General features: G+C 64.3%; 17 protein-coding genes. 9 read left to right on the top strand and 8 right to left on the bottom strand.

Annotated features, from left to right (window positions below; translation table 11 throughout):
- Window positions 1-10: 10 nt before the first annotated feature.
- From A5906_RS37145 to A5906_RS37165, 5 genes are all read right to left on the bottom strand, one after another.
- Complete coding sequence (locus tag A5906_RS37145) at window positions 11-724, bottom strand: ABC transporter ATP-binding protein (RefSeq protein ID WP_080140069.1); 714 nt, start codon at window positions 722-724, stop codon at window positions 11-13.
- Window positions 717-1472, bottom strand: a complete 756-nt coding sequence (locus A5906_RS37150; RefSeq protein ID WP_080140070.1) for an ABC transporter ATP-binding protein — start codon at window positions 1470-1472, stop codon at window positions 717-719. Before A5906_RS37150 ends, A5906_RS37145 begins: the two co-directional genes overlap by 8 nt.
- Window positions 1469-2497, bottom strand: a complete 1029-nt coding sequence (locus tag A5906_RS37155) for a branched-chain amino acid ABC transporter permease (protein WP_080140071.1) — start codon at window positions 2495-2497, stop codon at window positions 1469-1471. The genes A5906_RS37150 and A5906_RS37155 overlap by 4 nt, the downstream gene beginning before the upstream one ends.
- A gap of 8 nt (window positions 2498-2505) precedes the next feature.
- Window positions 2506-3375 carry a branched-chain amino acid ABC transporter permease gene (locus A5906_RS37160; RefSeq protein WP_080140072.1) on the bottom strand — a complete coding sequence of 290 codons (870 nt, stop codon included), beginning with the start codon at window positions 3373-3375 and terminating at the stop codon, window positions 2506-2508.
- A 177-nt stretch (window positions 3376-3552) separates the two neighbouring features.
- Window positions 3553-4731, bottom strand: coding sequence for an ABC transporter substrate-binding protein (locus tag A5906_RS37165; RefSeq protein ID WP_080140073.1), 1179 nt, complete (start codon window positions 4729-4731; stop codon window positions 3553-3555).
- 567 nt (window positions 4732-5298) lie between these two features.
- Between A5906_RS37165 and A5906_RS37170 the strand changes: the two genes are divergently transcribed.
- Complete coding sequence (locus A5906_RS37170) at window positions 5299-5586, top strand: hypothetical protein (RefSeq protein ID WP_080140074.1); 288 nt, start codon at window positions 5299-5301, stop codon at window positions 5584-5586.
- Between the two features lie 53 nt (window positions 5587-5639).
- Here A5906_RS37170 and purU read toward each other — a convergent pair whose 3' ends face one another.
- Window positions 5640-6503 (bottom strand): formyltetrahydrofolate deformylase, encoded by an 864-nt coding sequence (gene purU / locus A5906_RS37175; RefSeq protein WP_080140119.1) that lies wholly within the window; start codon window positions 6501-6503, stop codon window positions 5640-5642.
- A 158-nt stretch (window positions 6504-6661) separates the two neighbouring features.
- On the opposite strand from purU, the gene A5906_RS37180 reads away from it, so the two are divergent.
- Together A5906_RS37180 and A5906_RS37185 are read left to right on the top strand one after the other, a co-directional pair.
- Window positions 6662-7504 (top strand): uroporphyrinogen-III synthase, encoded by an 843-nt coding sequence (locus A5906_RS37180; protein ID WP_080140075.1) that lies wholly within the window; start codon window positions 6662-6664, stop codon window positions 7502-7504.
- A 123-nt stretch (window positions 7505-7627) separates the two neighbouring features.
- Window positions 7628-8890 (top strand): MFS transporter, encoded by a 1263-nt coding sequence (locus tag A5906_RS37185; protein ID WP_080140076.1) that lies wholly within the window; start codon window positions 7628-7630, stop codon window positions 8888-8890.
- On the opposite strand, the gene A5906_RS37190 is transcribed toward A5906_RS37185, so the two are convergent.
- Window positions 8887-9561, bottom strand: coding sequence for a Crp/Fnr family transcriptional regulator (locus A5906_RS37190; protein ID WP_080140077.1), 675 nt, complete (start codon window positions 9559-9561; stop codon window positions 8887-8889). The two genes, A5906_RS37185 and A5906_RS37190, sit on opposite strands and share 4 nt — an antisense overlap.
- A 335-nt stretch (window positions 9562-9896) precedes the next feature.
- On the opposite strand from A5906_RS37190, the gene A5906_RS37195 reads away from it, so the two are divergent.
- The 6 genes from A5906_RS37195 (at window position 9897) to A5906_RS37220 (ending at window position 17125) form a co-directional block, all read left to right on the top strand.
- On the top strand, window positions 9897-10718 hold the full coding sequence (locus A5906_RS37195) for an ABC transporter ATP-binding protein (RefSeq protein ID WP_080140120.1): 822 nt from the start codon (window positions 9897-9899) through the stop codon (window positions 10716-10718).
- A complete protein-coding gene (locus tag A5906_RS37200) occupies window positions 10715-12646 on the top strand; it encodes a long-chain fatty acid--CoA ligase (RefSeq protein WP_080140078.1) in 1932 nt (643 codons plus the stop codon). Before A5906_RS37195 ends, A5906_RS37200 begins: the two co-directional genes overlap by 4 nt.
- A gap of 178 nt (window positions 12647-12824) precedes the next feature.
- Complete coding sequence (locus tag A5906_RS37205; protein WP_080140079.1) at window positions 12825-13718, top strand: branched-chain amino acid ABC transporter permease; 894 nt, start codon at window positions 12825-12827, stop codon at window positions 13716-13718.
- 3 nt (window positions 13719-13721) lie between these two features.
- Window positions 13722-14795, top strand: a complete 1074-nt coding sequence (locus tag A5906_RS37210; RefSeq protein WP_080140080.1) for a branched-chain amino acid ABC transporter permease — start codon at window positions 13722-13724, stop codon at window positions 14793-14795.
- 42 nt (window positions 14796-14837) lie between these two features.
- Window positions 14838-16121 (top strand): ABC transporter substrate-binding protein, encoded by a 1284-nt coding sequence (locus A5906_RS37215; protein WP_080140081.1) that lies wholly within the window; start codon window positions 14838-14840, stop codon window positions 16119-16121.
- A gap of 164 nt (window positions 16122-16285) precedes the next feature.
- Window positions 16286-17125 (top strand): ABC transporter ATP-binding protein, encoded by an 840-nt coding sequence (locus A5906_RS37220; protein ID WP_080140082.1) that lies wholly within the window; start codon window positions 16286-16288, stop codon window positions 17123-17125.
- 3 nt (window positions 17126-17128) lie between these two features.
- Here the strand turns inward: A5906_RS37220 and A5906_RS37225 are convergent, their stop codons facing one another.
- Window positions 17129-18280 (bottom strand): AGE family epimerase/isomerase, encoded by a 1152-nt coding sequence (locus A5906_RS37225; RefSeq protein WP_080140083.1) that lies wholly within the window; start codon window positions 18278-18280, stop codon window positions 17129-17131.
- Window positions 18281-18354 lie beyond the last annotated feature (74 nt).

Raw genomic sequence — 18354 nt, forward strand, 5'->3', positions numbered from 1 at the left:
AGTGGAGGGATCAGTGGGCCGCCCCTGCGACACCGAGGTGCCGCTCCAGGACCGACGGGTCAGCCTTCAACGCGGCGCTCGGAGCGTCGTGGACGATGGTTCCGCGCTCCAATATCACAACGCGGTCGGCGAGCCCCAGAATCTTTTGGGCATTCTGCTCGACGATGATCGAGCAGATACCCCCTGCCCGGGTGATGGTCCCGATCGCTTTGAGCAACTCCTCGACGATGATGGGGGCAAGGCCCTCGGTCGGCTCGTCCAGCAGCAGGACCTTCGGGTTGAGGGTCAGCGCGCGGCCGATCGCCAGCATCTGCTGCTCGCCGCCGGAGAGCTGATTGCCGAAATTGCTCCGCCGTTCCTTCAGCCGCGGAAACATTTCGTAGACCTTCTCCACCGTCCAGGGACCCGGCTGGGCCACAGCGGTCATGTTTTCTTCCACGGTGAGCGAGCGGAAGATGTTGCGCTCCTGCGGCACCCAGCCGATGCCGGCGCGCGCCCGCTGGTCGGGCCGGAGCGAGGTGACGTCAATGCCGGCCAGTGCGACCGTGCCCGAGAAGCGGCGGGTGACGCCGACGATGGAATTGATCAGCGTGGTCTTGCCGGTGCCGTTGCGCCCGAGCAGCGCCAGCACCTGCCCCTCGGCGAGGCTCAGGCTCATCTTCGGCAGCACCACTGCCTCGCCATAGCCGGCGCGCAGGGCATCGATCGCGAGCAGGTCAGACATTGACCGCCTCCTCGCCGAGATAGACCGCCTTGACCTGCGGATCGCGCGCGACCTGCTCGGGCGGGCCCTCGGTCAGCAGCGCGCCAGAGACCAGCACCGAGATGCGGTCGGCAAAGGAGAAGACGAGATCCATGTCGTGCTCGATCAGCAGCACCGTGACGTCGCGCGGCAGGCTGCCCACCACGGCGAGAATGTCGTGCCGCTCGCTCTCGGGCACGCCGGCGGCGGGCTCGTCGAGCAGCAGCACGCGCGGCTTTGCGGCGATGGCGACCGCGATCTCGAGCAGGCGCTGCTTGCCGTAAGGAAGCGTTACGGTCTGCTCGTTCATCACGTCGAGCAGGTGGAAGCGTGTCAGCAACTCGGCGATCTCGCCGTTGACGTCGCTGCGCGTGCCCATCCGCCGCCACCAGTCGCCGCCGTGGCCGAGGCGCTCTGAGACCGCAAGACCGATGGTCTCGAGCGGGGTCAGGTCGGGATAGAGCTGGTTGATCTGGAAGGTGCGCGACAGGCCCCGCAGCACGCGCTTGTGCACGGGCAGATCGGCGATGTCCTGGCCTTCGAGCAGGATGCGGCCCGAGTTCGGCTTCAGCACACCGGTGAGCTGGTTGATGACCGTGGTCTTGCCGGCGCCGTTGGGGCCGATCAACGCATGGCGGGCGCCCTGCTCGATCTTGAGCGAGAGATCGCGGGTGACGCGCAGGCCGCCAAAGGTCTTCTCGAGATTTTGGGTTTCGAGCGCGATGGTCATGCGTCGCTCTCCGGCACGGCGACGACAGATTTACGTCCCGCAACCTGCTTGATCACCAGGTTCGGCACATACAGCACCCAGCGATGCAGGCGTTGGCGGCCGACCAGCACGATCACGACCAGCACGAGGCCGATCCAGAACTGCCAGTATTGCGGCGTGATGGTTGAGAACAATTCCTGGAGCATGCGGAACACCACCGCGCCGACCAGTCCGCCATAGAGATAGCCGGTGCCGCCGATCACGAGCACCAGCATGAGGTCGGCGGAGCGTTCGAAGGCGAACACGTCGAGCGAGGCGATCGCGGTGGTCTGGGTGAACAGCGCGCCCGCAATGCCGGCATAGAATGCCGCGAGCGTGTAGATCGCGATCAGTCGGCGGTTGACGGGTATGCCGATGGCGGCGGCGCGCAAGGGATTGTTCTTGATCGCGCGCAGCGAGAGGCCGAACGGCGAATGCACGATGCGGCGGGCGAACAGGAACAGCACGAACAGCACGGCCAGCGAATAGAAGAAGCCGGCTTTGCCGAACATGTCGAACGGGATCTCGCCGAAGATCGGCTGCATCTCGATGCCCTGCAGGCCGTCAGTGCCGCCGGTGATGTTGGAGAAGCGCTCGGCGAGAGCTTCCAGCAGCAGCGCGATGCCGAGCGTCACCATCAGGCGCGTCAGGTCGACGCCGCGGATCACCAGGAAGCTGGTGGCGAAACCGAGCACCATCGCGGCAAGGCCGGCGACGATGAGCGCGAGCACCGGCTCGTTGATGATCCCATGCAGGGCAAGCAGTCCCGCGGCATAGGCGCCGACGCCGAAGAAGGCGGCGTGGCCGAGCGAGACGATACCGGCATAGCCGAGGATGAGATCGAGCGACATCGCAAATAGCGCGAGGCGCAGGATGTCGGTCATGATCAGATAGCGCGTGGGAAACAGAAAGCCGCAGGCCAGCACGACGAGCCAGAAGGCGAATTCGCCGTAGTGCCAGCGCGCCTGGCGCTGGGCGTGAAAACCGACGTCGGAGGAGGCGGTCATCGGCGAACTCAACGCGCGGCCGTGCGGCCGAACAGACCGTTCGGGCGCCAGATCAGGATCACGATCATCATGGTGTAGATCACGAAGGGGCCCATCTTCGGCACGTAATACTTGCCGGCGACGTCGCCCATGCCGAGCAGAAGGGAGGCCAGGAACGGACCGGTGATCGAGGATGAGCCGCCGACCGTGACCACGATCAGGAAGTAGATCATGAACTTCAGCGGGAAATACGGATCGAGGCCGAGGATCTCGGCGCTGAGCGCGCCACCGAGTCCGGCCAGCCCGCAGCCGAAGGCAAAGGTGAAGGCGAACACCTGCGGCACGTTGATGCCGAGGCCGCTCGCGGCGCGCGGGTCATCGACCGCGGCGCGCAGGCGGCTGCCGAAGCGGGTCTTGGTCAGCACCATCTGCAGGCCAATGGTGAGCAGGCCGCAGATGACGATGATCATCAGCCGGTAGCGGCCGATGCCGACGCCGAACACGTCGAACTGGCCCTGGAGCACGGCCGGCAGATTGATGAACACGCGCGAGGAGCCCTGGATGTAGTCGACGGCTGCGACCGACATGAAAGTCAGGCCGATGGTGAACAGCACCTGGTCGAGATGACTGCGCGTATAGAGATGTCGGTAGAGCGTGCGCTCCAGCGCGATGCCGATTGCAGCCGACGAGACGAAGGCAAGCGGCAGCGCAGCGAAGAACGGCCAGCCCATCCGGTTGACCAGCACCATGCAGACATAGCCGCCGGCCATGGCGAAGGCGCCATGGGCGAGGTTGACGAAGTTCATCAGGCCGAGCGTGACCGCGAGACCGCAGGCGAGCACGAACAGCAGCATGCCGTAGGCAACGCCATCGAACAAATTGGTGAGGATCGCGGTCATCGGGGGTCGAGGTCATCTCAAGTGTGGTCAAGGGCCGTGCTGCGCTCCCTCTCCCGCTTGCGGGAGAGGGTTGGGGAGAGGGTGTCTCCGCAAAGGGACAGTCCACTAGTGGAAAGAGCCCTCACCCGACGCTTCGCGTCAACCTCTCCCGCAAGCGGGAGAGGTGAAGCAAGCGCGTCACTTCTTGGTCTTGCCGAGATCCTTGACGGCCTCGAAGGTCGCGAACTCGACATTGTAAAGCTCGCCGTCGACCTTCTCGACCTTGCGGATGTAGATGTTCTGCACGATGTCGCGGGTCTCGGGGTCGATCGAGATCGGACCCCGCGGGCTCTCCCACTTCTGGCCCTTCATCGCCTCGATCAGCTTGTCGCCGTTGGTGTCGCCACCGGTCTTCTTCAGCGCCTCGTAGATCAGGTTGATACCGTCATAGCCGCTCACCGCCATGAAGCCCGGGCGGTTGCCGAAGGCCTTCTTGTAGGCCGCGACGAAGTCCTTGTTCATCGCGGACGGATGCGCTGCGGAATAGAGATGCGCGGTGACCGTGCCGAGCACGGCGTCGCCCATGTTGTTGAGCAGGTCGTCGTCCGTGACGTCGCCCGGCCCGATCACCTTGATGCCGGCCTTGTCGAGGCCGCGCTCGGCATACTGCTTCATGAAGTTGCCGCCCTGGCCCGCCGGCACGAACACGAAGATGGCGTCGGGCTTGGCATCCTTCATGCGCTGGAGGAACGGCGCGAAGTCGGGGTTGGCGAGCGGCGTCTTGACCTCTTCGACCACCTCGCCGCCGCCCGCGGTGAAGTTCTGCTTGAAGAAGTTGAGCGCGTCATTGCCCGGGGCGTAGTCCGAGGTCAGCGTCGCGACCTTCTTGATGCCATTCTTCACCGCCCAGTCGGCGATGATGGTCGAGGACTGCGCCAGCGTGAAGCTGGTGCGCACGATATAGGGCGAGCGCTCGGTGATGATCGAGGTACCGGCCGCCATCACGACTTCCGGGATCTTGGCTTGCGTCGCCAGCGGCGCGGCCGCGAGCGCCGCGGGCGTCACGCCGAAGCCGGCGATGAAGTTGACCTTGTCGTTGACGATCAGCTCCTGCGCGGCGGTCTTGGTCTTGTCAGGAATCGCCGCATCGTCCTTGAGGATGATCTCGATCTTCTTGCCGGCGACGGTGTCGCCCTTCTGCTGCATGTAGAGCTTGATCGCGTTCTCGATCTGCTTGCCGGTCGAAGCCTGGCCGCCGGTCATCGGCAGGATCAGGCCGACCTTGACGCTGTCCTCGGCTTTGGCCGACGCGACGGCCGCAAGGCCCGCGATGACGGCCGCCGCTGCGGTGCGCGAAAAAATCTTGCGTTCGAACATCAGATGTCCCTCCCCTTCATTCCTGATCTCTTGTGCGCCGGACCGAGTGCCCGGTCCTTGCCGCGCTTCACCTATGGACAAGCCATGCCGTGCGGCCACATGGCGTCCTCTGCAACCCCGTTGTCAATCGGACGTTGGGCGACCATTCGGCGCAAGCCGCTTGTCCGAGCCAATGACGGCGGGAGAGATTTGTACGATTGTACAAATATAATGGTCCTGTCAACGAAAAAGCCTTTTCGTTGCTCAGGCCAGTCTGGCGCTGGCTTGCTGATGCGGCAGTCTAGGAGGCCCCACGACGACGTGGATGGATAATTCCGCCTCTTATTTGCAGAATCTGAACATCCCGAATGTCGCGCCGTAAGGCATTGCTGGCCGACGTTCGCTCCCTCCGTACCAATGAATACGCGATGTATACCGTATCAACTGCAGTAGCGCCCGCAAGGGGATAATAACGGTATTATAACACCTTTATGTATACAAAGAAATCGGTCTTCGAATAGGCCAATTTTATTCGTTGAGGACTAGAGTCCGCCGCTTCGCCAATCCGGCCCGATACAGAAGTTGCTCATGCCGTTCCGTCCGCTTTCGATCGCTGTCGCAGTCGCACTGCTGGCTTCCACTCTTGGAGGCTGCGGCTCCGTCAACGAGAAGCTCTCGGCGGGCATGGGTGACTACGTCCCGCAATGGGCCGGCGGCCTGCCGGCCGATGCTCCGCCGCGACCGGGCACACCGCAATACGACGCCTACATGAAGGAACGCGAACGCAAGCGGCTGATGCCGGCGGCCGATCGCGAGAAGGAAGAGCAGGCGCAGAAAGGCACGACGGGGACGACGTCGGCCGGCGCGGTGCGTTAGCCTCTCGGCGTCATTCCGGGACGCGCGAAGCGCAAACCCGGAATGACGGTGCCCTAATCCATAAACACCACCGTCTTGCGGCCGTTGAGGATGACGCGGTCGTCGAGATGGTAACGGATCGCGCGGGCCAGTACGCGGCGTTCGATGTCGCGGCCCTTGCGGACGAGATCTTCCGGCGTGTCGCGGTGGCTGATGCGCTCGACGTCCTGGTCGATGATCGGGCCTTCGTCGAGGTCGCGCGTGACGTAATGCGCGGTGGCGCCGATCAGCTTCACCCCGCGCTCGTGCGCCTGGTGATAGGGTTTTGCGCCCTTGAAGCCAGGCAGGAACGAGTGGTGGATGTTGATGCAGCGCCCCGAGAGCTTCGCCGACAGGTCGTCCGACAGGATCTGCATGTAGCGGGCGAGCACGACGAGATCGGTCTTTGTCTTGCCGACGAGATCCATGATGTGCGCCTCCTGCTCCCGCTTAGTCTCCTTGGTAATCGGCAAATGGTGGAACGGGATGCCGCCGAAATCGAGCCCGTCATAGACTTCGCGCGGATGGTTGGAGACGATCGCCGCAAGCGTCATCGGCAACTCGCCGGTACGCCAGCGATAGAGGATGTCGACCAGGCAATGGTCGGACTTCGAGACCAGCAGCATCACCTTGCGATGCGCGGCGCGGTCGCGCATCTGCCATTCCATGCCGAACCGCTCGGCGATCGCGGCAAAGCCGGTCTGGAGCGCTGCGAGCTCCACGGCGAGATCTGCCGCGGTGAACACCACGCGCATGAAGAACTTCTTGGTCTCGACGTCGTCGAACTGCTGGGCATCGAGAATGTTCTGTCCGTTATGGGCCAGGAAGGTGGACACCGCCGAGACGATGCCGGGGCGATCCGGACAGGACAGGGTCAGGACATATTGATGGTCGGGCATCTTGATGAATGCGCTTGGCTCTTGATGAAGGTTTGTGCAACGGCCGCGGAACACCCCGCGATTTGCGTCCTGCTCTAGCACCGACGCTGGCCTTGCGCCAATCCCGGACGAAGAGTCAGGATAAACGGACGCTTGCGATTTACCACCGGAGCACGCCCATGGCCGACCGCTTGAACGGCACCCGCATCCTGATCCTGGAAACGCGCGAGGAGGCGCAGTTCTCGAAGCTGCTGGCCGAGCAAGGCGCCGATGTCGTGCAGTGCCCGATGTTCACCATCGTGGATGCGCCGGACCCCGCTCCCGTCGAGGCCTGGATCCGCCGTGCCATCGACAGGCCCTTCGACGACCTCGTGCTGATGACCGGCGAAGGCCTGCGGCGGATCATGAAGCTCGCGCGGGCCCGCGGGCTCGACCAGGCCATGGTCGCCTCCCTTGCCCGATCGCGAAAATTCACCCGCGGACCGAAGCCGGGAAAGGCGCTGCGCGAGATTGCCCTCGAAGCGCAGCAGACCACGGAAAAGCCGACCACCGAGGGTGTGATCGAGATGCTGGGCAGGCTCGACCTAAAAGGGCATCGGCTTGGCCTGCAGCTCTATCCCGACAAGGACCACAGCGCGCTGACCGGCGCGCTATCAGCGCAAGGCGCCGAGGTCGACACCGTGCTTCCTTATGTTTACGATTCCAAGGCCGCGGACGCCAACATCATCACCGCCATCGACGACATGGCGGAGGGCCGGATCGATTCGATCGCACTGACCAACCTCGGGCAGGTCCGCCGCCTGATCGAAGCCGCCAGGGCGCATGGCAGCGAGGCGAAGCTGCGGGCCGGCCTCGAACGCACGCTGATCGCGTCTGTCGGCCCGGCAGTCTCTGGTGAGCTCGCCGCGCACGGTTTGCGCACTGACGTCTCGCCGGCCGATGAAGCCTTTTTCATGCGTCCGCTGATCTCGGCGATGGCGAGTGCACTGGCGGAGCGGAAGGCGGGACGCGCAGCGAGGTAGGAGCCGGGCGCGGGGGCGGCCTGCAGCGGCTGTGATTGACAGGCCCACCGTCAGCGCTAGGTTGCCGAACAGCAAGAAGAAACAACAAAAGCAGGGAATCGCCGTGACACGCGTCATCGCCTCTTGAGCAGAGGCGCGCGACCTTCAGCGCTCGCACCGTTCCGCATTCGCAACTATCGCTTCCAGTGGCCGTCCGACCTGCTCACCTCCTGGGCTTTCGAGATCGAAACACTGGTGCTCGGCTGGTACATCCTGGTCGAGACCGGGTCGGTGCTGCTGCTGACCATTCTCGCCTCGCTGCAATATCTGGGAACGCTGATTGCACCGGCGCTCGGAATGGTCGGCGACCGCGTGGGGCATCGCGATCTCCTCGTCGTGCTGCGCCTCACCTATACGGCGCTGGCCTCGACCATCATGGTGCTGGCGATGACCGGGCACATGGCGCCGCTCAACGTCATGATCATCGTGACGATCATGGGCCTGATCCGCTCCTCCGATCTCGGCCTTCGCAGCGCGCTGCTCGCCGACATCATGCCGGCCGAGCAGCTGGTCGGCGCAATCAGCCTGTCGCGCACGACCCAGGATAGCGCCCGCATTGCCGGAGCGCTGACCGGAGCCGGACTGTTTGCCGTACTCGGCATTGGCCTCGTCTATGCGGCGGTCGCAAGCCTCTATTTCTTGGCCGCGATTCTCATGTCCTGCCTGACCCGGCCGGAACGGACCGTTGCCACGACGGACCTGCCGGCGAGCAGCCGCGCTGTTTCAAAACTGCTCGACGAGCTGAAGGAAGGGATTGTCTACGCCTGGAATGGCCCTGGAATGGGCGCCGCGCTGTGCGTCGCATTCCTCGCCAATCTCACCGCGTTTCCCTTCACCGGAGGATTGCTGCCCTACATCGCGCGCGAAATCTTTCACACCGACCAGACCGGTCTCGGCTATCTCTCGGCAAGCTTCGCCGTCGGCTCGCTGATCGGCTCGATCACGCTCAGCCTGGTCGGCGGACTGCGTATCGCCCGGCTGCTGATCGGCGCGACGCTGGCCTGGTACGCCATGCTGCTGGTGTTCGTCGAGATCAGGACCATGCCGGTGGCGATGGCCTGCCTCGTTCTCGCCGGCATCGCCCAGAGCATGTCGATGATCTCGGCGGCCGTGATCCTGATGCGCACGGCGAGCGCCCATCTGCGCGGCCGCGTGATGGGCGTGCGCATGATGGTGATCTACGGCCTGCCGCTCGGATTGCTCGCGGCCGGCAGCCTGATCGACACCATCGGCTATTCAGCGACGGGTTCGCTCTACGCCGCCGCGGGCTTCATCGCGATGCTGGCGATCGCGATCCGCTGGCGCGCCGATCTCTGGCCGCTGCACGCCCCCGCCAACACGCGCTAATCCCCATACCCGCGCAGCCGTTCGACATTAAGAATGGTGACGCCGCCATATTCCAGCCGCAGCAGCCCCTCTTTCTCCAGCCGGTTCAGCGCGCGGTTGGCGTTCTGGCGCGACATGCCGGAGAGCGCCCCGATCTCCTCCTGGGTGATCTCCAGATGCGCGGTCGATTCCGGATAGAGGATCGGGTTGAACAGCGAGGCGATGCTGCGGGCAAGCCGCGAGGTCGCATCGAGCGTGCGGTTGACCTCGAGCATGCCGATGAACTGACCGAGCCGCTCGTTGAGCTGTCGCACCAGGAAGCGGTTGAAGCCGACGCTGTTCTCGAACAGCCACATGAAGGCGCTGCGCTCCATCAGCGCGACGCGGCTGCTACGTAGCGCCACCACGTCGTAGCGGCGCGGCTCATTCTTGAGCACGCTGCCCTCACCGAACCAGGCCCCCGCCGTGAGCCCGGCAAGGCTGGTCTCCTTGCCGTCGCGCGACACCCCGCCCATCCGGGCCAGGCCAAAGACCATGCCGGCCCAATAGTCGAACGTATCACCGCGCATGAACACGGTCTCGCCGGTGCCGTAGGACCGCTCCGTGATTCCGGCGCGAGCGACCTCGATCTCCGCTTGCGCGAGTTCGCGCGACCAGGCGGCGATGCGCCTCAGATGATCCTCTGAAATCATAACCTCGAAGTCAGCCGCACCGTGTCGACACCCCGTCCTTATGCTGCGCTGCAGCATCACCATTCCGCCCAGGCATCCGACGAAAGATGGAGGCGGCCTCGGTCCGAAAAACTTTGTCGCAGAATTGTCAGGCCGGAGACATTTCAAAATAACGCTTTCCCCTATTGAGAGCCACCTCGGGTGGTGCGGCTTTTGATCCCGAAAGGGAGCGAGCGCCGCGCCGGTCCGGTCGAGACCAATGTGCATGGTCTGACCGGCACGGCCGTACTAGGATCGCCCGACAGGAACCGACGAAGAGCGCCAATCAAGCGCCATCACCGGGAGGGATTCGTTTGGTGGCTACCAGTCTCGAAGTGCGCGGCGTGTCCTTGCGATTCGGCGGCGTCCGTGCGCTGACCGATGTCAGCTTCGCCATCAAGGAAGGCGAGCTGTTCTCGATCATCGGCCCCAATGGCGCCGGCAAGACCTCGATCGTGAACTGTATTTCCGGTCGCTACAAGCCGACCGAAGGCCAGCTGTTCTATGGCGATCGCGATATCACCGGTTTGACGCCGAATGCCCGCGCTTCGCTCGGCATCGGCCGCACCTTCCAGAATCTGGCGCTGTTCCACCACATGAGCGTGCTCGACAACATCATGGTCGGGCGCCATCACCTCCTGAAGAACAACTTCCTCACGGGATCGCTGTACTGGCTTACCGGCGCGCGCAAGGAAGAGCTCGAGCACCGCCGCAAGGTGGAAGAGATCATCGACTTCCTCGATCTGCAGTCGGTGCGCAAGGCGACCGCCGGCACCCTCTCCTACGGCCTGCGCAAGCGCGTCGAGCTCGCCCGCGCCATGGCGCTGGAGCCACGCCTCATCCTCCTCGATGAGCCGATGGCCGGCATGAACTTCGAGGAGAAGGAGGACATGGCCCGCTACATCGTCGATCTCAACGAGGAGTTCGGGATGACAGTGGTGATGATCGAGCACGACATGGGCGTGGTGATGGACATCTCCCACCGCGTCATGGTGCTGGATTTCGGCCGCAAGATCGCCGAGGGCGATCCGGGCGCGGTGCTCGCCGATCCCCACGTCAAGCGCGCCTATCTTGGTGAAGAGGACGAGGCGCTGGTCGATCCCGACGATGCTCCACCGGCGCAGGAGAGCGCGGCATGATGGATTATGCAGGCCGCGTCGCACAGGCCGACACCTATCCGAAGATGCTGCGGCTCAATGCAAAAGAGCACGGCAACGAGATCGCGTTGCGTGAGAAGGATCTCGGGCTCTGGCGCATCTTCACCTGGAACGACTACCAGAGGCGCGTGCGCGACTTCGCGCTCGGCCTCATCGAGCTCGGCCTTGGCCGCGGCGACGTCGTCGGCATCATCGGCGACAACCGGCCGGACTGGGTGGCTGCAGAGGTCGCAACGCATGCGATCGGCGGCCTCAGCCTCGGGCTCTATCGCGACGTGCTGGACGAGGAGGCCTCCTATCTCCTCAATTATGGCGAGGCGCAGCTGGTCTTCGCCGAAGACGAGGAGCAGGTGGACAAGCTGCTTACGCTCGCCGACCGCGTCCCGAAGCTGAAGCACATCATCTATTCCGATCCGCGCGGTATGCGGAAATATGACGACCCGCGCCTGATGTCGGCGGAGAAGTTCGCCGAGCTCGGCCGTGCCCGGGCCGCGCGCGAGCCGGGGCTTTACGACGAGCTGGTCGATGCGACCAAGGGCGAGGACGTCGCGATCCTCTGCACCACGTCGGGCACCACCTCGCATCCAAAGCTCGCAATGCTCGCCGCCGGCCGCGTGCTCGGCCATTGCGCGACCTATCTTGCCTTCGACCCCAAAGGTCCCGACGACGAATATGTCTCGGTGCTGCCGCTGCCCTGGATCATGGAGCAGGTCTACGTGCTCGGCAAAGGCCTGCTCTGCCGGATGAAGATCAACTTCGTCGAAGAGCCCGACACGATGATGAACGATCTGCGCGAGATCGCGCCGACCTTCGTGCTCTTTGCCCCACGGGTCTGGGAATCCATCGCCGCCGACGTCCGCGCCAAGGTGATGGATGCGACGTCCCTCAAGCAGCGCCTGTTCGACATCGGCATGAAGTCGGGCCTCGCTGCGCTCGAGCAGGGCAAGCGCTCCGGCTTTGCCGACGCCATCCTGTTCCGCGCGCTGCGCGACCGCCTCGGCTTCACCCGCCTGCGCTCGGCCGCCACCGGTGGCGCGGCGCTCGGGCCCGATACCTTCAAGTTCTTCCAGGCCATGGGCGTGCCGCTGCGCACGCTCTACGGCCAGACCGAGCTGCTGGGTGCCTACACGCTGCATCCCGAGGGCAAGGTCGATCCTGATACGACGGGCGTGCCGATGGCCGACAACGTCGAGATCCGCATCGACAATGCCGACGTCCACGGCGTCGGCGAGATCGTGGTGCGGCATCCCAACATGTTCCTGGGGTACTACAAGAACCCGGAAGCGAGCGTCGCCGACATCAGGGACGGCTGGATGCTGTCGGGCGATGCCGGCTATTTCAATGCCAACCGGCAGCTCGTCGTCATCGACCGCATCAAGGATCTCGCCGAGACCTCACGCGGCGAGCGCTTCTCGCCGCAGTTCATCGAGAACAAGCTGAAATTCTCGCCCTATATCGCCGAAGCCGTGGTGCTGGGCGCGGGCCGCGACGCGCTCGCCGCGATGATCTGCATCCGCTACTCCATCATCTCGAAATGGGCGGAGAAGAACCGCCTCTCCTTCACGACCTACAGCGACCTCGCCTCGCGCCCCGAGGTCTACGCGCTGCTGCAAAAGGAGGTCGAGACCGTCAACGCCACGCTGCCGCCCGCCCAGCGCATCTCGCGCTTCCTCTTGCTCTACAAGGAGCTGGACGCCGACGACGGCGAGCTCACCCGCACGAGAAAGGTGCGCCGCGGCGTCATCAACGAGAAGTACGAAGGCATCATCGACGCGATCTACCGCGGCGATTCCGACATCCCCGTCGACACTGTCATCCGCTTCCAGGACGGCACCACGCAGCGCGTGCGAACGACGCTGCGCGTCGTCGACCTCGGCGGACACGGGCACATGGCGGAGGCCGCGGAGTGATACGGGTGTCTGTGGCAAGCGGCGCTGCTCTTCGCCTCTCCCCGCTCGCGGCAGCGCTATCCCATGTGCACTCCGTCATTGCGAGCGCAGCGAAGCAATCCAGACTGTTTCCGCGGAAAGATACTGGATTGCTTCGCTGCGCTCGCAATGACGATGTGGGTGCAGCAGGAGACCATACATGAACACCGCCTTCCTCATCCAGCTCCTGGTCAACGGCCTCGTGGTCGGCACGCTCTATGGCGTGGTCGCGATGTCGTTCGTGCTGATCTACAAGGCGACGCAGGTCGTCAATTTCGCGCAAGGTGAATTGCTGCTGGTCGGCGCCTGGGTGTGCTGGGCGCTGCTCGCCAAATACCAAGTGCCGTTCTGGATCGGCATGCCGATCACGCTGGTGTTTATGTTCGTGTTCGGCATCGCTGTGCAGGTGCTGATCCTGCGGCCGATGATCGGCGAGCCGATCATATCGGTCATCATGGTGACGATCGGCCTGTCCACCGTGCTCCAGGCCACGCTGAAATGGATGTTCGGCGTCAATCCGCAGCCGTTCCCGCGCGTGTTCGAGAGCCAGTCCGTCAGCCTGTTCGGCCTCCAGATCCAGACCGTCTATGTGATGAGTCTCGTGGTCTCGGTCGCGATGATGATCGGCATGGCCTGGTTCTTCCGCGCCTCGAAATACGGCCTCGCCATGCGCGCCACCGCGTTCAACCAGCAGGTCGCGCAGTCGCTCGGCATCTCCGTGAAAAGCGTGTTCGCGATGGCCTGGGCGATCTCGGCGACAGTCTCGGCCGTCGCGGGCGTCGTGGTTGCGGTCGTCAACGGCGTCTCGTCGGGCCTTGCCGCCTACGGCATCAAGGTGTTTCCGGCTGCGATCCTTGGCGGGCTCGATTCCGTCGGCGGCGCCGTACTCGGGGGCATCATCATCGGGCTCCTCGAGAACGCCGCCCAATATGTCGACAGCCAGTATCTGCATTGGGGCAATCTCTACGAAATCGCACCGTTCTACGTCCTTATCATCGTGCTGATGATCAAGCCCTACGGCCTGTTCGGCACCCACGACATCGAGCGGATCTGACCCATGGCCGGCCCTGCCCTCATTCCCGCTGGTGACTTCCGCACCTCCTACGCGGCCGACACCACGATCTTTCCGACCACGACCAGCCGCAATTTCGCGATTGCGGGCGTGCTGCTGCTGTGCCTCGCGCCGCAATTCTTCAGCGGCTACTGGCTCAGCATCCTGATCCAGATCGGCATCTTCTCGATCGCGGCGCTCGGCCTCAACATCCTGGTCGGCTTCACCGGCCAGATCTCGATCGGGCATGCCGCCTTCTTCCTGCTCGGCGCCTTCACCTCGGCCTACATCTCCAACAACGCGCCGATCCCGGTGTTCTTCGCGATTCCGCTCGCCGGCGTCGTCACCGCGCTGGTCGGATTGATCTTCGGCATCCCGGCCGCACGGCTGAAGGGCCTCTATCTCGTCATCGCGACCCTGGCCGCGCAATACATCCTGCTCGACTTCTTCTCCCGCGCCGAATGGTTCTCCGGCGGGTCGGTGCCGGCGAGCGCCGAGCCGTTTTCGATCTTCGGCTATACGCTGCGCGGCGATAAACAATATTTCTACGTCGTGCTCGCCTATGTGCTCCTGAGCTACATCCTCGTCACCAACCTGATGCGCACGCGCGACGGCCGCGCGCTGGTGGCGATCCGCGACCATTATCTCTCCGCCGAGATCATGGGCATCAACCTCACCAAATACCGCACCCTGTCGTTTGGCCTTGCCGCCTTCTTCGCTGGCATCGCCGGCGCGCTCTACGCACATTACCAGCTCGTGGTCTCCCAGGAAGGTTTCGGCATCGAGCGCTCGATCCTGTTCCTGGCCATGATCATCATCGGCGGCACCGGTTCGATCATGGGCACGCTGATGGGCACTGCGTTCGTGGTGCTGCTGCCTGAGACCATGGAGTTCATCAGCCTGTACTTGAAAGGCGGCGCGATCGACAAGGCGTTGTCGCTCAATAACAACATCACCTTCCTGCGTGAGATCGCGATCGGGGTGATCATCATCGCGTTCCTGATGTTCGAGCCCGACGGGCTCGCGCATCGCTGGCGGCAGATCAAGGCGTACTGGAAACTCTACCCGTTCTCGCATTGAGCGCGGCAATCTCACTTAAACAATAACAGGAGGAACCGACCCATGAAGGCAAAATCCCTTTTGAGCACCGCGTCGCTCGCGATCGTGATCGCCGCATTCTCGGCGAGCGCGCAGGCGCAGATCGCGATCGGGCATCTCGCCGATTATTCCGGCGGTACCTCCGACGTCGGCACGCCCTATGGCCAGGCCGTCGCCGACACCTTCGCCTGGGTCAACAAGAACGGCGGCGTCGGCGGCAAGCAGCTCAATGTCGACACCAACGACTACGGCTACCAGGTGCCGCGCGCGATCGCGCTGTACAAGAAGTGGTCGGCGCCGGACAGCAAGGTGGCGGCGATCATGGGCTGGGGCACGGCCGACACCGAAGCTCTGACCGGCTTCCTCGCCCAGGACAAGATCCCCGATCTCTCCGGCTCCTATGCCGCCGCGCTGACCGATCCCGAAGGCACCAGCGGCAAGGCCAAGCCCGCGCCCTACAATTTCTTCTACGGCCCGAGCTATTCGGACTCGCTGCGCGCGATGCTGATGTGGGCGGCCGAGGACTGGAAGGCCAAGGGCAAGAGTGGCAAGCCGAAATTCGTCCACATGGGCGCCAACCACCCCTATCCGAACGCACCGAAGGCCGCGGGCGAAGCCATGGCGCAGGAGCTCGGCTTCGAGGTACTGCCGCCGCTGGTGTTCGCGCTGACGCCGGGTGACTACAGCGCGCAGTGCCTGAGCCTGAAATCCTCGGGCGCCAACTACGCCTATCTCGGCAACACCGCGGCCTCGAACATCTCGGTGATGAAGGCCTGCAAGACCGCCGGCGTCGAGATCCAGTTCCTCGGCAATGTCTGGGGCATGGACGAGAACGCCGCCAAGACGGCCGGAGATTCCGCCAATGGCGTGATCTTCCCCTTGCGCACCGCGGTGAGCTGGGGCGGTGATGCGCCCGGCATGAAGACGGTGATGGAAATCTCCAAGATGTCCGACCCGACCGGCAAGGTCTACCGCCCGGTGCACTACATCGCGGCCGTCTGCTCGGCCCTGTACATGAAGGAAGCACTCGACTGGGCCGTCAAGAACGGCGGCGCCACCGGTGAGAATGTCGCCAAGGGCTTCTACCAGAAGAAGGACTGGGTCCCTGCCGGCATGGAGGGCGTATGCAATCCCTCGACCTGGACCGACAAGGACCACCGCGGCACGCTGAAGGTCGATCTCTACCGCACCAAGGTGTCGGGCGCGACCGACGGCGACCTCAACGACCTCATGGCGAAGGGCACAATCAAGCTCGAGAAGGTGAAGACCGTCGAGCTTCCGCGCAAGCCGGAACTGCTGGGGTGGTGAGCCACGCCGTTTCGCCACCCACAATTGTCATCCCCCGCCTCGCGCGCATTGCGCACTGGAGCGGGGGATCCAGTACGCCGCGGCTTCTCCGTGAATCTCAGGCGTCTCTGGAATACTGGGTCGCCCGGTCAAGCCGGGCGACGACAAGCGGAGAGTTTTGAAGCATGACCGAAACCGCAGAAGCCGTTCGTCCCTCACCCAGCATCGTCCCCGCGCCACCCCTCCTCGGGGTGCGCAACATCGAGGTCGTCTATGACGACGTGATCCTGGTGCTGCGCGGCCTCAGCCTCGACGTGCCCAAGGGCGCGATCGTGGCATTGCTGGGGGCCAACGGCGCCGGCAAGTCGACGACGCTGAAGGCGATCTCGGGACTGCTCAAGACCGAGGATGGCGAGGTCACGCGCGGTGAGATCCTGTTCGAGGGCCAACGCATCAACGGCATCGACCCCGACAAGATCGTCCGCCGCGGCATCTTCCAGGTGATGGAGGGCCGCCGCATCGTCGCCGACATGACCTCGCTGGAGAACCTCAAGCTCGGCGCCTTCACCCGCAGGGACCGCGAGGTCGATGCCGACCTCGACATGGTCTTCAACTATTTCCCGCGCCTGAAGGAGCGCACCGGCCTTGCCGGCTATCTCTCCGGCGGCGAACAGCAGATGCTCGCGATCGGCCGCGCGCTGATGGCGCGCCCGAAGATGATCCTGATGGACGAGCCGTCGATGGGCCTGTCACCGCTGCTGGTGAAGGAAGTGTTTTCCATCATCCAGAAGATCAACCGCGATCTCGGCGTCACCATCCTCCTGGTCGAGCAGAACGCGCGTGCCGCGCTGTCGGTGGCGAGCCACGGCTACATCATGGAGCAGGGCAAGGTCGTGCTCGACGGCACCGCGGACGAATTGCGCGACAACGAGGACGTCAAGGAATTCTACCTCGGCGGCGCCGGCGACCAGCGCAAGAGCTTCAAGAACCTCAAGAGCTTCAAGCGGCGCAAGCGCTGGCTGTGAGATTCAACTCAGCACCTGCTCCGCTTCCGTGACTGCGCAGAGAACATGATAGAACGACGACGCAGGAATGGTCTCGACCAGCGATTTGCCGCCGCTGTCAAACTGGTCGTACCAGCCGCCCTTGACGGGATGGCTGAGATAATGCCGTTCGAGCCGCACCAGCGCCGCGCGCGCCTCCTCCGCCGCGCCCGCCTCGCCGGACTCGGCCTGCGCGATCCACGCTTTTGCGATCTCCGTCTGCGGCCACAGCCGGCGCGTGCTGCGACGGATCTTGCCGCTCGCATCGCCCTCGTCGATCAGGCAGCCCGTCGTCTCGTCGCGATAGCGCAGCGCGGTCGCCAGCAGCTCGCTGCGCCGCTGCCCGGTCGGACAACCCGTGATGCGCTCAAATCCCTTCAGCAGCCAGACCCATTCCGCCTGGTGGCCCGGCTCGACGCTGACCGGCTCGATCTTGGACCAGTCCTCCTCGAAATACTCCGACAACACGTGCTTCTGCCTGTCGTAGAGGTTGGCGAGGAACAGCGCGAAGAACTCGCCGGCGCGGTTCTGGAACGACAGATCGTGGGACGCGTCGAAGCATGCGATCATCGCCTCGAACAAATGCATGTGAGGGTTCTGCCGGCGCGGCAGCGAGACCGGCAGGCCTTCGTGGACGCCGCCATGCGGCGAGCGCAGGTGGCCGTCGAGGAAGGCGAGCAGCGCGTCGATCTCGGCCCGAACCTGCGCATCCCTGTCGAGCGCGTAGACGGTCGCGAGCGCAAACAGGATGAAGGCGTGGTCATAGGCATCGCGCCGGCCATCCAGCACCGCGCCCTCCGGCGTCAGGCGGTGCACATAGCCGGGTTTGCCGTCGGGCGATTTGGCCTTCGCCAACAGGTGCTCCAGCCCCTTCAGCGCGATGGCACGGCCCGCGGGATACCAGCCCATCTGCGCCGCCTTGGCGTAGCAGTAGATCTGCCGCGCCTGCACGAACACCCGCCGCGGCGCGGCGGCATCCGCCGTGCCGTCGCGGTGCAGCCGGTCGATGAAACCGCCTGTGGCATGATCCCAGCCGACCGTCGACCACAGCGGCATCGCATCCTCGATCATGCGGTGCTTCAGGCGCGCGACGACGCCGGCCGTCTCCTCCGCCCCGACGATCCGTTCCCCCGCCATCTCGCCTTCTCCACATCCCGACAATGGCCGTCTGATACCTATGCCAGCGGCGGCGTGCAACGGATGCCAACCCG

Source organism: Bradyrhizobium sacchari, from assembly GCF_002068095.1.
Lineage (GTDB): Bacteria > Pseudomonadota > Alphaproteobacteria > Rhizobiales > Xanthobacteraceae > Bradyrhizobium > Bradyrhizobium sacchari.

Excerpts from the sequence above, each read along its gene's own strand:
- A5906_RS37145 (WP_080140069.1), bottom strand. The coding sequence starts at position 724 with ATGTCTGACCTGCTCGCGATCGATGCCCTGCGCGCCGGCTATGGCGAG.
- A5906_RS37150 (WP_080140070.1), bottom strand. The coding sequence starts at position 1,472 with ATGACCATCGCGCTCGAAACCCAAAATCTCGAGAAGACCTTTGGCGGC.
- A5906_RS37155 (WP_080140071.1), bottom strand. The coding sequence starts at position 2,497 with ATGACCGCCTCCTCCGACGTCGGTTTTCACGCCCAGCGCCAGGCGCGC.
- A5906_RS37160 (WP_080140072.1), bottom strand. The coding sequence starts at position 3,375 with ATGACCGCGATCCTCACCAATTTGTTCGATGGCGTTGCCTACGGCATG.
- A5906_RS37165 (WP_080140073.1), bottom strand. The coding sequence starts at position 4,731 with ATGTTCGAACGCAAGATTTTTTCGCGCACCGCAGCGGCGGCCGTCATC.
- A5906_RS37170 (WP_080140074.1), top strand. The coding sequence starts at position 5,299 with ATGCCGTTCCGTCCGCTTTCGATCGCTGTCGCAGTCGCACTGCTGGCT.
- purU (WP_080140119.1), bottom strand. The coding sequence starts at position 6,503 with ATGCCCGACCATCAATATGTCCTGACCCTGTCCTGTCCGGATCGCCCC.
- A5906_RS37180 (WP_080140075.1), top strand. The coding sequence starts at position 6,662 with ATGGCCGACCGCTTGAACGGCACCCGCATCCTGATCCTGGAAACGCGC.
- A5906_RS37190 (WP_080140077.1), bottom strand. The coding sequence starts at position 9,561 with ATGATTTCAGAGGATCATCTGAGGCGCATCGCCGCCTGGTCGCGCGAA.
- A5906_RS37200 (WP_080140078.1), top strand. The coding sequence starts at position 10,715 with ATGATGGATTATGCAGGCCGCGTCGCACAGGCCGACACCTATCCGAAG.
- A5906_RS37205 (WP_080140079.1), top strand. The coding sequence starts at position 12,825 with ATGAACACCGCCTTCCTCATCCAGCTCCTGGTCAACGGCCTCGTGGTC.
- A5906_RS37210 (WP_080140080.1), top strand. The coding sequence starts at position 13,722 with ATGGCCGGCCCTGCCCTCATTCCCGCTGGTGACTTCCGCACCTCCTAC.
- A5906_RS37215 (WP_080140081.1), top strand. The coding sequence starts at position 14,838 with ATGAAGGCAAAATCCCTTTTGAGCACCGCGTCGCTCGCGATCGTGATC.
- A5906_RS37220 (WP_080140082.1), top strand. The coding sequence starts at position 16,286 with ATGACCGAAACCGCAGAAGCCGTTCGTCCCTCACCCAGCATCGTCCCC.
- A5906_RS37225 (WP_080140083.1), bottom strand. The coding sequence starts at position 18,280 with ATGGCGGGGGAACGGATCGTCGGGGCGGAGGAGACGGCCGGCGTCGTC.